This is a genomic window from Streptomyces sp. NPDC093149 (assembly GCF_044754145.1).
GTDB lineage: Bacteria > Actinomycetota > Actinomycetes > Streptomycetales > Streptomycetaceae > Streptomyces.
The window spans coordinates 1-13,179 of sequence record NZ_JBIVON010000051.1; the positions used below are offsets into that span (position 1 = coordinate 1).

Below are 13,179 nucleotides of genomic sequence, written 5' to 3' on the forward strand. Positions count from 1 at the left end.
CCGACCTCGCGTCGGGCCATCGCCATGTCCACCGGCCGACACTGCCTCAAACAACCTCGCTCAGTCACCCAGCAACCTCAACTGAAACGGCGAGGTTAACCCAGAAGTCGCCGATCGCGCTGGCGGCGCGGGTCAGTCCGAGCAGGGCGGCGAAGGCGGCGGGACGATGCATGCTGGAGGTCTCCTGATCTCAACATGGGTGAAGGGGAGCGGGGCGGCTGGCCTCTTGCCGATGCTGCGGTCGCCCCGCGGAAGCGCTGTCGCCCCGGCCGATTCGGCCGGGGCGATGGTCTGTGCGGTGTGGTGGTCGGGGTCCGGGTCAGCGGCGGGGCTTGGTGTTGCCGGTCTTGCGCAGCTCGTGCGCGTAGAAGCCGCCGCTGTTGGCGGTGAGGATGCCGGGGATGCCGTGGACGGCCCAGCGGTCGTTGAACGGCGGGGCCTGGTCGATGATGAAGCCGCGTTTCCCGATCAGCCGGGAGTCGTACTCGCAGCCGGTGATCTCGACTTCGTCGTGTTCCTGGAACATCGTGCCCTCCTGTTCGAGTGCCTGATCTGCGCTGTGGCGTTCAGAACGGCGGTTCGTCCGGCCAGGCCGGGACAGGCAGGAGCCGGATGCGCAGCTCGCGCCGGTCGGACCAGCAGCCGCACGCCTCCATCTCCGGGTTCGCCCCGCCTACCCACCAGCCGCCCGCGCCCCGGCAGTCGGGGCAGGAGCGGCGGGGCTGGGGCGAGAGCGTGATGCGGTGCCGGTCGGCGTACAGCCGCCAGTGGCCGGCCTTGAGGACGGCGGCCGCCGTGCCGACCGCGGCCGGGATGACGGCCGCCAGGAGCACGGCCTTACGGGGGCGCACCGCGTCACTTCCGGGGCGGGTGCGGCTGGACCAGGAACCGGGTGCCGGTGCCGCTGTACGCGGGCGCGGCCTTGAGGAAGTGGCCCTCGGTCCGCACGATCTCGAACATCGCCTGCTTGATGAAGTCGTCGTCGCGCTGGAGGTCGACGCAATCCTCGAGGAAGTCGGTCAGGCGCACGGGGTGCGGCGAGGTGCCGTGCGGGCGCTTGCTCTGCAGGCGGCTTCGCACGATCTGCGCGGCTCCCGTGTCGTCGGGGAGCGCCGGGACGCCTCGGTTGATCGCGCGGCAGTGGGCGGCGTGCGCGTTGGCGAGGTCGGCGGCCTCCTTCTCCGTCAGCCGGACGCGGCGGTCGTTGCGGGCCGCACGGTAGGTGCAGCCGAGGCACGCGGCGGCGTAGGGGGAGCTGCGGTCGCTGGAGGAGGTGTAGACGAGGACGATCGCGCCCTCCAGCGGCCCGAGGGTGTTGCGGTAGCGCTGGACGACGGTGGTTCCCGCTACGAGCCCCTGCCGCCGCCGGCGCTTGCAGCGTGACACCTCTGTCGTACAGCCGATCTGCCGGGCCAGCGGTAACACGATCGACTGACGGGCAGGCTTGCGGGAGTATCCGCTTGCCGGCATCGGACGGTGAGGAGCCCGGTGATCACTCAAGGAGTAAAGGTCACGGCGCGGTGCGACGACTGCGGTGGCGTGCTGATATTCGACGTTGGCCAGTACATCGACCATGGGCAGTTGTGGTGGGGCACCGAAGGCCCATGCACTGCCTGCCCCAACGGGTGGTGCGAGCAGGACACAGGCGGAGCGACTCCTGAAGAGATCAGGAATGCCCTGCTGGCAGAGCATGGGCCCGCACGGCTTCGCCTCGCGGACGACGAGTCGAGCCTCGTCCCCGTCCTGCGAGTCCTGCGTGAGATGCTCCACCTGTCCCTGGGCCAGGCCCGGGTGATGGCCAGCGCGCTCCAAGAGACTGGCCTGGTTGGCACGCTGGTCGAGATGGAGCGCATTGCCGACGGGCTGCAGCGCCGATCAGTCGCTACAAAGATCGAGAGGTGCGAGGCGTCGGCCGACTGAACCCCCACGCCCCCAACCAGAACGGCTTGGCAAACGGCATTAGGAATCGCTGTCACAGGTCATCGGGCAGCGATCTGTCCTGGACGACGTTCTTCATGACCCGGTGGAAGTCAGGCGCTGGACGCCGGGGGGCGGACGAGCTGCTGGTCGTAGAGCTGCTGTGCTGATCCGAGCCCTCAGCCCGAACCGGCGACCAGCGCCTCGCCGAGCGGGGTGCGCCGGTAGAGCATGGACCGTCCGGACCGGGCGCGGACGAGCAGCCCCGCGCCTCGCAGGATGGCGAGGTGGTCTCCTACCGCGCCGGGTGCCATGGCGAGGCTTCGGGCGAGGTGGCTGGTACTGGCCGGGGCGTCCAGCGCCAGCAGCAGCCGGGCTCGGGACCGGCCGACCAGAGCGGTCAGCGTGTCCGGTTGGGGGACGGTTTCCTGTTCGCTCCACAGGGCGGCGGTACCGCGGGCACGATAGATCAAGGTCCTGGGCCAGGGGTCTTCCAGGTGGGCGGCGATATTCGCGACGAAGACCGAAGGGATCAGCAGGAGCCCGTCGCCGGCGAGGCGGACTGTTCCGACTTGAGGGAAGTGGCCGACCTCGATACCGCCGGCTTGCCAGGCGATGCTCGGGTGCAGGCTCTCGATGGTCTTGACCCACCCGTGTTCGCCGATCACACCCACCCGGTGCACGACGTCGCGCTCACAGATCGCGCGCAGTTGCGGCCAGTCCGTGGCGAGCAGCTCGTGCCATGCCTGATCCATCGCCTCGGCGATCCTGGAGATGGCGTCCGGCGAGTCCAGCACTGCGCGGACGCGGGGATCGCGGGCGGACGGGCCGGTCGCGTTGGTGGCGATTTCGTGGCGGGCCGTTTCCAGTGGTGTGGCCCGGATCATGGCTAGGTCGTCTGCCCAGGTCTGGTTGAGGCCGCGCGGGGGCGGGGCGACGAAGTTCGGTCCGGATCGTGGGGTGTGCAGGGCGAGGGCCGCGTTCAGTTCGGTCTCGCGGCGAAGCCGTTCAAAGGCTGGCAGGAGCCGGGTGGCCCAGGCTCGCGGCAGCGGACTGTCCTGGTCGGCGAGCGAGCGCAGCAGGAAGCACAGGTTCATCGCGGGCGACAGTGCGAAGCGGCTGCGCAGCAGGTCCTCGACGGAAACTTCGAAGCGCAGCACCGCGCCATGCTACCGCCAGACGTCTGTTCCGATTCGTCCAACGACGAATCATTGGTGAGTGGCATGGGCGCACGGCGAGGCTGGACGTCATGACCCCAACCGCCGAACCTGCGCAGGGCAACCACCGTGCCACCTACCGGGAGGTGCTGGCCGAGCCACGATTCCGGCTGCTCTTCTCAACCCGCACCGTCGCGATCACCGCGGACGCGCTGCGGATCACCACGTTCACGGTTCTGGTCTTCTCGGCCACCGGCTCCCCGCTGCTGAGCGCACTGGCCTTCGGTATCGGCTTCATCCCGCAGCTGTTCGGCTCGCTGTTGCTGGGCTCACTGGCCGACCGACTGCCGCCCCGCGCGCTCATCACCGGCGGCTACGCCTTGACGTGCGCCGCCGCCCTGCTGCTCGCCCTGGTGCGGATGCCGATCGCGGCAAGCCTCTGTGTCGTGGCGCTGGTCTCCCTCGCCACACCGGTCTTTCACGGCGCGTCGAGTCGGCTGGTCGCTCAGTCGCTGGAGGGCGACGCCTATGTACTGGGCCGTTCACTGAACAACATCGCTGCCTCCGGCGCGCAATTGTGCGGCCTGGCCCTGGGAGGTGCGGCCGTCGCGGCACTCGGCCCACGCCGGGCGCTCGCGGTCAGCGCCGCCCTCTACCTCGGCTGCGCGCTCGCTGTCCGCATCGGGCTACCCCGGCTGCAGCCGGAGGAGTTCGGCGACACACCCGGCAGCGCTCGGGGCGATGGCGGCACCGTCCGTGCAAGCCTGCACGGTGCCGGCCTGCTGCTGCGCGGACGCACGGTGCGACGACTGATGCTGGCCCAGTGGCTACCGCCCGCGTTCGTGGCGGGTGCGGAAGGCCTCATCGTCGCCTACGCGGGAGAACGGGACTTCGCGCCCGGCTGGTACGCGGTGCTGATGGGCTGTCTGCCGGTTGGCATGCTTGTCGGTGACCTGCTGGTGGGGCGACTGCTACGGCCACGCGCCCGGGAGCGACTGGTAGTCCCGCTGGTTGCGCTGGCGGGGCTGCCGCTAATCGGTTTTGCTGCCGAGCCCGGAGTGGGCGTCTCGTCCTGTCTGCTGCTGCTCAGCGGCCTCGGATACGCCTACAATCTCGGCCTGCAACGTCCGTTCCTGGACGCCCTGCCGCAGGATGGGCAGGGCCAGGCCTTCGGTCTGCTCGGCTCCGGCAGCATGACGCTACAGGGCGTCGGGCCGGCCTGCTTCGGCTCGGTGGCCGCAGGCATCGGAACAGGCGACGCAATCGCCCTGGCGGGCGGCGCGGCGGCGCTTACCGCCGGCTGGATTCTCACCTGGCACCCGACCACCTCCCCGGTCCCCGTCCCGAACTACTCAACGGGATTAGAGAACGGCACCGAACAGCAATGCGTGTAGTCCTCCTGCGCAGTAACCATCGCAGGTCAGGTCGGCCGCGAGCCGTCACACACCCCACCCCCACGTCTCTCTGTCCCACAGGTCGATGCCGGGCCAGTCGCAGTCAGTCATCGGCACCCCGGAGGTGGTGTGCCCGGCCGCGTACAGGTGCAGGGCGTCGTGGCCGATTCCGGCCTCGTCGATGTCCGTACGCGGCGCGCTGTAGAGACACAGACCGGTGGTCGGTGCGGGATGGAGCATGGGCCCGGCCTTATGAAGGCGGATGGTCATGCCGCAGTGCCGAAGCCGTCAGCGCGCAGGTCGTCGCGGAGCAGGGTGAAGTCGACGTCGAGCTTGGGGTCGTACGCCTCGGGCTGGATGCCGAGTTCGTGGGTGAAGTACTCGCCGAACCGTTTGATGTGCTCGGCCAGGTACGGCGAGATGTGGGCCAGGTGCTCCGGGGCGATGTCCCAGCCCTCTTCGAGGAGCTGGCGGACGATCTCCGAGATGTCCAGGGCGTTGTGGAAGATGACGGCGTTGGTAAGCAGGGCGTTGAACTTCATGGTCTTCTCCTGCTCGATGGGGTCGTTGTCGGCGATGACGCCGTGGTTGCCGAAGCCGACCCACTGGGAGAACCGGTTGAACAACTCGACCTTGTTCGTCGCCGCGGTCACCCGCCGGCGCAGCGGTGCGTCCGAGAGGTAGCGCAGCAAGCTGAACCGTGCGGATCACGCGGCCGACCTCGCGGAACGCGAGTTCTTGTGCGAGCCCGAGCGCAGCCGCTTCAGCAGGGTCGAGGAGGAGATGGCGCCCTCCCCCACGGACACGGCCACCTTCATCAGGTGCCGGAACTGGGACTCGATCAGATCCCAGTCGATGACGTTCTTGCCCGCCTCCCCGAACAGGGAGTCGATGTGGACGTACTCACTCTGCTCGGACAGGCGGTAGAAGGTCAGGCCCTTCCAGTTCCGGATCCGGGGCATCAGATCGAAGCCCAGCAGGTGCGCCAGGGCGAAAACGGGCACGCTCTGGCCCTGGGTGTCGCCGTGCACGGTGGTCGGCTTGACCTTGGACGTGTTCTTGAGGAGGCCACGTACGACAGCTCATGCCCGGACACCCCGGGGATGTGCTTGGCCGGCGCTGTCACATTGTTGAGGGAGTGAGTGCCTGATGGTGTGTCGGGTGTGGAGGGGGCAGGTTCCGGCTCCGTGCTCAGGCCGCGGCAGGCAGGCCGGCGACGCGGGTGATCTGGTCCCAGATGGAGAATCGGGTGGCCATCTCGGCGCGGGAGTGGGTGGCGGTCATGAGGTGGCGCCGGGGCCGGAAGTGGGGTGAGATGCCGCTGAATGCAGCCAGGAACCGCTGGGCTCCGCCGACGCTGCGAAAGCCCTTCATCGCCCGTTCACGCTCGCGGGTCGGTTGATGGCTGTTCTCGGCCCGGTTGTTGAGGCCCTTGTGCGAGCGGTGCTCCACGGAAGGCATCTCGTGGCGGTGAGCGGCGCCGTAGGAGCGGAGCTTGTCGGTGGCGATCACCCGGGGCACCGACCGGGTCTTCTTCATCAGATTCCGGAAGAAGCGCCTGGCAGCGGCATCGTCGCGGCGATTCTGCAGCAGAATGTCGAGGACGTTCCCGTCCTGGTCCACAGCCCGCCACAGGTACCGCTGCCGGCCCTGGATCTTGACGAAGACCTCGTCCAGGTGCCACTTGTCGCCTGGCTTCGGACGGCGCCGGCGGAGCGCGTTGGCGTAGGCGGGGCCGAACCGGAGCGTCCACTGGTTGATCGTCTCGTGGGAGACCTCGATGCCGCGCTCGAGCATCAGCTCCTCGACATCGCGCAGGCTCAGGGCGAAGCGGTGGTACAGCCACACGCAGTGCGCGATGACCTCCCGCGGAAAGCGGAAACCCCGGTACGACGGCGCGTCCACGAGCAGCCCCTCCAGGCGATCCGACCGGACAGATGACCATGCCACTGGAGAAGGGCTCCGCTCAACCTGACAACACCGTCGCCACCGCGTCCCGATCTCCTGCCTCCTCACGGCCAGTTGCCCCGTCAGGAACCGCAGAGTGCGGCTGGACAGATCGATCGAGGACGGATCGGCATGCACACGAAGCTCCTGGCGGACACGGGTGATCTTGGTCGAGAACCCGTCTACCAGGAGCTTCACCCTTGCGCAGGACTGTCCAACTCGCGGTCAGCAACGCCAGCTTGGATACGGCTCAGTATTCGTCCAGGTGCCATTTGTGACGGACTCCCATGGAAGATCGGCTATTTGGCCAACAACGCTCCACTTCAGGACATCGTGATTCCGCTGCCTGGATATTCGATCTTCTAGTTGAAGAGGGTGGTGAAGACTGCAGGCGGAGATCACTGCGGCGACATACAACTTGATTCATCTCCCAGGGGGGAACACCATCAACTCCAAACGGCGCACGCGCCATCTGGTCATCGCCATACTGGCGGCAACGGCCTCCATACTGCCGACGGTAAACCCTGCGGGGGCCGCAGAGTCCGGCGCGATGACGGCTCAGACCTTTGTCCTGCCTGTGGGAACTCCGGTGCCCTCGCCGGCGTCACTGCGCTCTTCCGGGGCGCTGAACTCCATGGTCGGCACCGCGCGGACATCCACCGCAGCGACTACGCCGAAGGAGGTCGTCGGCCCTGCAGCCGCCTACGGCAAGCGCGCCACTGTCCCGGCGGCTACCGCCCCCCTCAACCGGACCGCGGTACCGAAACCGCTGGCAGCGAGCGCGGTCAGCTACCCCGAGCCCGCCCGTTCGATGACGCTGGACGAGTGCAAGAAGAACATGGGCGGCACCGCACAGGTCTACATCAAGTCCCGATTCGCGGTGTGCACAGCTCAGCAGGTCACGACCATCTGGGCCACAAGCAAGGGTTCAGTCGGCACCAGCACCTATTACGTGTACATTCGCGGGTCGGTGCCCAAGGAAGCCGATCGAACCATGTCTTTCGACTACGACGTCACCGGTTTCACCGCCGTGGGCACCACCGGCGTCGCTGGCCTGAAGATCGGCCTGAAGGGAGTCGTCCCCATGACCTCTCCCTCGAAAGCCAAGCCCGTCATGAACAACGCCCTTCCGGTGACCAAAACATGGCCGCAGATGCAGGCCGCACCGCACTACACCCACACTCTGCGCTACGCACCGGGTCAAGGCATGGGCGGAGCGGTGATGGATCTCGTATACGCTGTCTACCAACCTGAGATCACCAGCACGCTGCCTGCTGGCTGGGTGGGCACAAGCCCTGTCACGGGCAAGCCGTTCATGTTTGCCCCTCGCTGGGACTCCGCTTCTTACCTGCGCAACTCCACGGGAGCAGGTAACCCTGCCAACAAGGGGGGAGCGGCCTTCAGCATGATCGCCACGCTCGAATACAGCTCCCAGCCGGGCGCTCCGGAGAAGGCCGTTGCCGATCACATCAAGTTGGCTTTCACGAACCCCAAGGCGACCAAGCCGCTCAACGCACTTAAGGATGTCCCCGGGGACACCATCGACCAGCCCCTGACCCGCCTCTACCTCGACAAGAAGCGGCACGATCGCAACCGGGCGGTCGCGGTCCGCGAGTGTAAGCGCTACTGGGGCGACAATTACACTGACGGAGGCAAGGAGTGCGACGAGTTTCCCTTCGCCTCCACCTATGAGGGATCCGCCATTGAGGAGTACGACGTCCACGTAGAGAGGAATAACTACTCCGCAATGCCCCTGGACGGCACCCAGAACGGTGCCGCCGGCAATCTGCTGGCCGGTTTCTACACGAACAACCGCATGATTGACGGCCCGGAAGACGGCTTCATCGTCAAGATCAGCTGACCGAGGATGCGGGCTCGTTCCAAGTGTTCCCCCTTGGGGCGAGCCCGCTTTGTCACCGCTGGAGCCAGAAGTCGACGACGTACTTCTCCACACCGTAGGCGACGCCTTCTTGCTCGGACACTCGCTTGGCCTCGGCCCTACCCGAACAGCTCACCCGGACTCGCCACCGGCCCGGGGCGCCCAAGCTGATCAGATCAGGCAAGCGGCCATGAACCGTCGACCAGACCGCGACATCCCCGGTGGCCGACTCGAAGTCGACCTCATCCTGCTCGTCCCAGGGGCCGCCACCCGTCTCTGGCTCCATGTCCCAGACCCGCACCCGCACCTCGGCGTCGTGCGTATGCGCCCCGCTGTACACATCAATCCTGCGCGAGTGCTCGGTCAGGAAGCCGCCTCGCTCATATGCCTGGTTGTACGGCACCGGGACCAAGCTGTCGTCCGACTCCTGGAAGGCGAAACTGTTGAAGGAAACCCGCACGTCAAGCACGTCTTCTCGAACCAATGAGGCCACGAAAGCACTCCATTCCTCGGCCGGTAGGAAAGATCAAACGACACTCTAACTTCGCGCTATTGCGAGTAGGCCTTCTGCACATCTACGGTCGCGCACTGACCGTAGCTCTCGGTCGGATCGGGCGTTAACAGGTCGGAACCAGGCCAGCAGCTCGTACGCGTACGAGCGGAGCGAGGCCGGACTGTCGTCGTCGGCGAGCATGAACTCGCTGACCGCCGCCACCGCGATCCCGTTCCGGCCGAGCAGCCGGTACGGCAGCGACGGATCGCCGGTCTCCTCGACCCGGCCGACCCTCGGCACCGCGAGCGCGATTGCGTCCCGCTTGAACTCCTCGGTGTACCGCTTCGTGTACTTGCTTCCCACCTGGTGCTACTTCCTCTGGAACCTCAAGATCCCAGTCTCCAGGCGTCCACGATCAAGGGGAAGCTTCAGTGATGGCCGCGCCCTTCGAGGCGGGCGGCAAGACGTTCCTTGGCTGCAGGCCACTCCTGGGCAAGGATCGAGAAGTACACCGTGTCGCGCCAGGTGCCGTCCGGCCGTCGGCGATGACGGCGCAAGACCCCTTCGCGGTGCGCGCCAAGACGAGCAATGGCCGCCTGCGAGCGGTGATTGAGATAGTCGGTCTTCAACTGCACGCGTCCCATGCTCAGGTTCTCGAAAGCATGGGTGAGGAGAAGCAGCTTCGACTCGGCGTTGACCTGGGTGCGCCAGAACGCGCGCCCGTACCACGTCCAGCCGATTTCTAGCCGTTCGTTGGTCACATCAATGTCCATGTACGTGGTCCAGCCGACAGCCTGACCGCTCGCGCCGTGGATGACTGCGAAAGGAACGCACTCACGACGCGCGGCGCCCTCCAACAGTGCGGCGAGCTTGCCACCCAGCTCCTCCCGAGTCTGTGGCGCCGGCCCACCCTGCCACCTCCAGACCTCCTCATCACGGCCTCCCGCCGCAAACAGGTCGTCGAGATGCTCCATTGTCAGTGGCTCCAGGCGTATGTGGCGGCCGGTGAGCGTGACTGGTGTGGGAAAGGAGGTAGGCATGCCGTTGAACTTAATCGGGCTTAGTACTAGATGCAAAAATATTTTGTACTAGTGCAATCTATTCTCCGGTCGGGCCCGGTAACCGCGATTCCGAGAGCCGCCTGCTCGAGACCCATCAGACGTGCCGGGAAGCGGGGCCAGCGAGACACCCCGTCCAAGTGCTCGGCGATCGGGCGCAAGGGGGAACGCTGGCGGTGTCTCAGCGCGTCTCAGGCGGTGTCACTCGCCGTCGGTAGCGTGTCCGCCGTGATGGTGGGAACCGAGGAGTTCCGGCTGGTACCGCCGCAGTAGCGGACGATCCGTCCGCGCCCCGACTCGCTGCGGGGGAGGAGCCCCGGACGCCGGAAGCGGAAGCCGGACAGGCCCGGTCCGGTGCTCCACCGGGCAGGCCCCCCACTGGGCGGGCATCAGCGGCCGGGCCTGCGTCGTGATACTGCGTACCTCCTCCCGCATCCGCGGCAGCACCCGGTACAGGGCCCGCTGGACAGCATGGAAGCGGGCGGCCTCCTGCTCGGTGTAGAGGTGCAGGCGCCCGGCGGTCAGCGCCCACGGCGCCGCGTGATCTCGGCCGAGCGCCTGGTGGTCGGCGTCGAGCACGGTGACACGCAGGCGTGCACGGCCGGGGTCGGCAGCGGGGTCTGCACGTCGAGTTCCAGAGCGCGCGCGTGATTCACAAGGGTCCGCTGACGGCTGTCTGCCGCCTGGGCGGCCAGGGCGACGACCTCGATCCGGTAGCGGGCACAAGCTGTGCGGCCGCGAGTGCTTGGTCGACGAACTCCCACACCAGCATCGCCGCCTCGTACTGCCAGCCGCGCATGGAGATGTCGTTGGCCACCGTGTACCCGGCGATGCAGTCGGCCGACTCGTCCTCGGTCACCTTGTACGCGGTGCGGCGGACGACGACGGCGAGTTCGCCCTCCCAGTCCATCTCCGGGTCCTCCGGCACGGCGGCCACGGGGTCGGCGGGGCCGGTCAGGGTGTCGGCGAACTTCGTGAAGAGAGTGGGGTGGGAAGGCAGGCCCCGGCCCATCTCCTCGATGTGTCCTGTGTAGTTGAGGCCGGTACACAGTACCTTCGACGGGTTCGGCACGACCGTGTCGAGTTCCGTGCCCGCGGCCGGGATGCGGCGGCCGTCGGCCTCGGCCGCGAGCGTCCGCCAGTTCTCGTTCCGCAGCAGGGCACCGACATCGGTGTGGCTGGGGATCTCGGTGAACGTGTCGCCGTCCAGGCGGGCCGCGATCGTCCCGTCGGCGGTGCGCACGGTTGCCAGTTTCATGTCTTTGCTCTTTTTCTTTGCGCGGGGCGTGTTCAGGCGTCGACGGCGGAGTGTTCGGGGCGACCAGGTCGAAGAATCCCCAGTGCGCACCGGCGGGCAGGGTGCCCGACAGTATGCGGCCGCACTTCTGCGTCACGATGTGCGAGGAGCCGCGGTGCTGGCTGCCTGCGTGGCTGTCGCGGAAGAAGCGTTGCAGTACGCCGTCCCGCATGACCCGTGCTCCGGCGAACCGGTGCACGAGTTGGCTGATCTCCACCGCGGTCCGGCCGGCGAGGCTGCATGCCGTCGGCGTGCACTGGGCGCTCGGCGACGCGGGCGCCGCCCTCGAAGCCGGACGCGGCCTGCGCGCGGCCCAGTTCACGACGCCCGAGCGCAGGGCCCGCATGCACACCGACCTTGCCCGGGCCTGGTGGCAGTGGGGCAAACCCGAGCAGACGGCCGCCGAACTGCTGTCCGCCCTACGGGCATCACCAGGCGAAGTCCGAGACCGACCCGCCATCCGCACCATCGTCACCGACTTGCGCACACGAAACGCCCAGGCACCCGGAGTACGCGAACTGGTCGCGTCCGTCGGTACCAGAGCAGCCTGACCAACCGTCTCCTGGGGCAGCTTCCGGGCAGTATCGGCGAGCTGGTCGACAAGCTCGGCCAGCGGACGGGGCCAGGTGGCCTGGACATCCACCTCGACGACCGGCAGTACGACCGATCGACAGTGTGCGGCTGCCGGGGCGGGCACTCCTGCTTCAGGCCCTGCCCGGCCTTCCCAGGCTGTGGCTTTATTCACGAGTAGCGGTTCTGGCACAACTTCTGTGATTACGGCCTGTCGATCGCTGCGTCGGCTCGTGAGGCGCGCGGAAACAGCAGGTCAGCGAGTTGACCCGGCGCGAGCACGAGTAGAGGCGGAGTGGCATCACAGAAGTTGTGCCAGAACCCGAGTAGCGCCGTCAGTTGTTCATGGGTTTGGGAGGCACCCAGATCCACGGTCGGGTGATGTTCACGAGTTTTGGGTTCTGGCACAGATCTTGGGGAGCCGTCGCGGAGGGTGACGGTGGCGTTCGATTGCAGGGGAGGGTCACGAGCCCCGGGGCCCGTCAGCGTTCACGCATTCTGGTCCACCACCAGCCCATCACTGCCCACTCGGTGCTGTTGGGCTCCGGCAAGGTACGGCGCTCGAATTCCTCATCGATGCGCGTGATCAGTCGGCCCAAGTCCCGTTTGGCTCCGGGAGGAAGGTGAAGCATCGCCCACTCCAGGTCATCACGGGCATCTTCCACCTCTATCCCAGGCGAATAGGCCTCGGAGGCATTCAGGTAGCGTCCAGGCTGCTTAAAAGCCCACTCGAAACGAGAGAGCGCACCAGCGACCGCGTTGGGCCACATCTCCTGGTCTTCGATCCGGCGGATTGCTGCACGAGTCCGCGCGGAGACACCATGGACCCTCAGGACCGGATACTGCCATCGTGGCCGCCACCGCTCTGCACGGACGGCCTTGGGACGCCTACGCGGCATCGCCCTTTCGGATCAACATGAGGCCATCCTTCCACGGCTGGGCACCTGCATGGACCCCTGTGGCAGCACATGTTCCTACTTCTCGGCTCTCGCACAGATCTTGGGGGCGTCTCGGAGTGTTGGAGCAGGATCATCTTGCGGAGCAGTTCGAATCCGGCTCGGCCGTAGAGCTGCCGCTTGATCTTCTTGATGCGGTTGACGGCGCCCTCGATGCTGCCGGAGCTCCAGTTGAGAGTGAGCCCGGCTGTCACGGCGTCGAGGTCTCGGAGCAGGTGGAGTGCGAAGCCTGTGAGGCCGGGTAGCTGGCTGGCGTCGACCGCGTCGATCCAGGTGGGGAGTGTGGAGCCGAGGCGGTCGGTGAGTATCTCGCCGAAGTCGCGGACGTGTCCGGCCGCCTTGTCCAGTTCGGGGCAGCGGGCCAGGATCTCCTTCAGGCCGGCCCGGTCTTCCTCGGTCAGGGTCGCGGGGTGACGGGTGAGCCAGCCGGTCACCTGCCGCACCGTCGGTGGCCGGGGCGGTGCGGCGGACGGAGCCCCGCGCAAGGTGGCGATGTGGGCGCGGACCATGG

General features: G+C 67.2%; 16 protein-coding genes and 2 pseudogenes. 4 read left to right on the forward strand and 14 right to left on the reverse strand.

Annotation, left to right across the window (positions count from 1 at the left end; genetic code table 11):
- Nucleotides 1-319: 319 nt before the first annotated feature.
- The 3 genes from ACIQCZ_RS41925 to ACIQCZ_RS41935 are packed head-to-tail and all read right to left on the reverse strand — an operon-like array spanning nt 320 to nt 1,470.
- Nucleotides 320-526: a hypothetical protein gene (locus tag ACIQCZ_RS41925; protein WP_402291393.1), complete on the reverse strand. Its 207-nt coding sequence runs from the start codon at nt 524-526 to the stop codon at nt 320-322.
- A 40-nt stretch (nt 527-566) separates the two neighbouring features.
- A complete protein-coding gene (locus ACIQCZ_RS41930; protein WP_402291395.1) occupies nt 567-851 on the reverse strand; it encodes a hypothetical protein in 285 nt (94 codons plus the stop codon).
- Between the two features lie 4 nt (nt 852-855).
- Nucleotides 856-1,470, reverse strand: a complete 615-nt coding sequence (locus ACIQCZ_RS41935) for a hypothetical protein (protein ID WP_402291397.1) — start codon at nt 1,468-1,470, stop codon at nt 856-858.
- A gap of 18 nt (nt 1,471-1,488) precedes the next feature.
- Between ACIQCZ_RS41935 and ACIQCZ_RS41940 the strand changes: the two genes are divergently transcribed.
- The gene (locus tag ACIQCZ_RS41940) at nt 1,489-1,920 is read left to right on the forward strand and encodes a hypothetical protein (protein ID WP_402291399.1); all 432 of its coding nucleotides are present in this window, start codon (nt 1,489-1,491) and stop codon (nt 1,918-1,920) included.
- Between the two features lie 176 nt (nt 1,921-2,096).
- Here ACIQCZ_RS41940 and ACIQCZ_RS41945 read toward each other — a convergent pair whose 3' ends face one another.
- On the reverse strand, nt 2,097-3,077 hold the full coding sequence (locus ACIQCZ_RS41945) for an ArsR/SmtB family transcription factor (RefSeq protein ID WP_402291401.1): 981 nt from the start codon (nt 3,075-3,077) through the stop codon (nt 2,097-2,099).
- An 89-nt stretch (nt 3,078-3,166) separates the two neighbouring features.
- Between ACIQCZ_RS41945 and ACIQCZ_RS41950 the strand changes: the two genes are divergently transcribed.
- Nucleotides 3,167-4,468 carry an MFS transporter gene (locus ACIQCZ_RS41950; protein ID WP_402291402.1) on the forward strand — a complete coding sequence of 434 codons (1,302 nt, stop codon included), beginning with the start codon at nt 3,167-3,169 and terminating at the stop codon, nt 4,466-4,468.
- 45 nt (nt 4,469-4,513) lie between these two features.
- On the opposite strand, the gene ACIQCZ_RS41955 is transcribed toward ACIQCZ_RS41950, so the two are convergent.
- The 3 genes and pseudogenes from ACIQCZ_RS41955 to ACIQCZ_RS41965 all read right to left on the reverse strand — a co-directional run bounded on the left by ACIQCZ_RS41955 (nt 4,514) and on the right by ACIQCZ_RS41965 (nt 6,373).
- Nucleotides 4,514-4,708: a hypothetical protein gene (locus ACIQCZ_RS41955; RefSeq protein ID WP_402291404.1), complete on the reverse strand. Its 195-nt coding sequence runs from the start codon at nt 4,706-4,708 to the stop codon at nt 4,514-4,516.
- 26 nt (nt 4,709-4,734) lie between these two features.
- Nucleotides 4,735-5,535, reverse strand: a pseudogene (locus tag ACIQCZ_RS41960) (Tn3 family transposase); the annotation flags it as partial.
- A 124-nt stretch (nt 5,536-5,659) separates the two neighbouring features.
- Nucleotides 5,660-6,373: an IS6 family transposase gene (locus ACIQCZ_RS41965; protein WP_402291405.1), complete on the reverse strand. Its 714-nt coding sequence runs from the start codon at nt 6,371-6,373 to the stop codon at nt 5,660-5,662.
- Between the two features lie 592 nt (nt 6,374-6,965).
- Between ACIQCZ_RS41965 and ACIQCZ_RS41970 the strand changes: the two genes are divergently transcribed.
- Nucleotides 6,966-8,276 (forward strand): hypothetical protein, encoded by a 1,311-nt coding sequence (locus ACIQCZ_RS41970; RefSeq protein WP_402291407.1) that lies wholly within the window; start codon nt 6,966-6,968, stop codon nt 8,274-8,276.
- A 52-nt stretch (nt 8,277-8,328) separates the two neighbouring features.
- On the opposite strand, the gene ACIQCZ_RS41975 is transcribed toward ACIQCZ_RS41970, so the two are convergent.
- The 5 genes from ACIQCZ_RS41975 to ACIQCZ_RS41995 form a co-directional block, all read right to left on the reverse strand.
- Nucleotides 8,329-8,754, reverse strand: a complete 426-nt coding sequence (locus ACIQCZ_RS41975) for a hypothetical protein (protein WP_383728728.1) — start codon at nt 8,752-8,754, stop codon at nt 8,329-8,331.
- A 78-nt stretch (nt 8,755-8,832) separates the two neighbouring features.
- Nucleotides 8,833-9,150 carry a hypothetical protein gene (locus ACIQCZ_RS41980; protein WP_402291409.1) on the reverse strand — a complete coding sequence of 106 codons (318 nt, stop codon included), beginning with the start codon at nt 9,148-9,150 and terminating at the stop codon, nt 8,833-8,835.
- 65 nt (nt 9,151-9,215) lie between these two features.
- Entirely contained in the window at nt 9,216-9,827 is a 612-nt protein-coding gene (locus ACIQCZ_RS41985; RefSeq protein WP_402291411.1) for a GNAT family N-acetyltransferase, read from the reverse strand.
- Between the two features lie 219 nt (nt 9,828-10,046).
- On the reverse strand, nt 10,047-10,424 hold the full coding sequence (locus tag ACIQCZ_RS41990) for a hypothetical protein (RefSeq protein WP_402291412.1): 378 nt from the start codon (nt 10,422-10,424) through the stop codon (nt 10,047-10,049).
- Between the two features lie 73 nt (nt 10,425-10,497).
- Nucleotides 10,498-11,103 (reverse strand): fumarylacetoacetate hydrolase family protein, encoded by a 606-nt coding sequence (locus ACIQCZ_RS41995; RefSeq protein ID WP_402291413.1) that lies wholly within the window; start codon nt 11,101-11,103, stop codon nt 10,498-10,500.
- Nucleotides 11,104-11,378: 275 nt separating this feature from the next.
- Here ACIQCZ_RS41995 and ACIQCZ_RS42000 point away from each other — a divergent pair.
- Nucleotides 11,379-11,693, forward strand: a pseudogene (locus tag ACIQCZ_RS42000) (transcriptional regulator); the annotation flags it as partial.
- Between the two features lie 501 nt (nt 11,694-12,194).
- On the opposite strand, the gene ACIQCZ_RS42005 reads toward ACIQCZ_RS42000, so the two are convergent.
- Both ACIQCZ_RS42005 and ACIQCZ_RS42010 read right to left on the reverse strand, forming a co-directional pair.
- Nucleotides 12,195-12,482 (reverse strand): hypothetical protein, encoded by a 288-nt coding sequence (locus tag ACIQCZ_RS42005; RefSeq protein ID WP_402291415.1) that lies wholly within the window; start codon nt 12,480-12,482, stop codon nt 12,195-12,197.
- 59 nt (nt 12,483-12,541) lie between these two features.
- Nucleotides 12,542-13,102 carry a transposase gene (locus ACIQCZ_RS42010; RefSeq protein WP_402291416.1) on the reverse strand — a complete coding sequence of 187 codons (561 nt, stop codon included), beginning with the start codon at nt 13,100-13,102 and terminating at the stop codon, nt 12,542-12,544.
- Nucleotides 13,103-13,179: the final 77 nt, after the last annotated feature.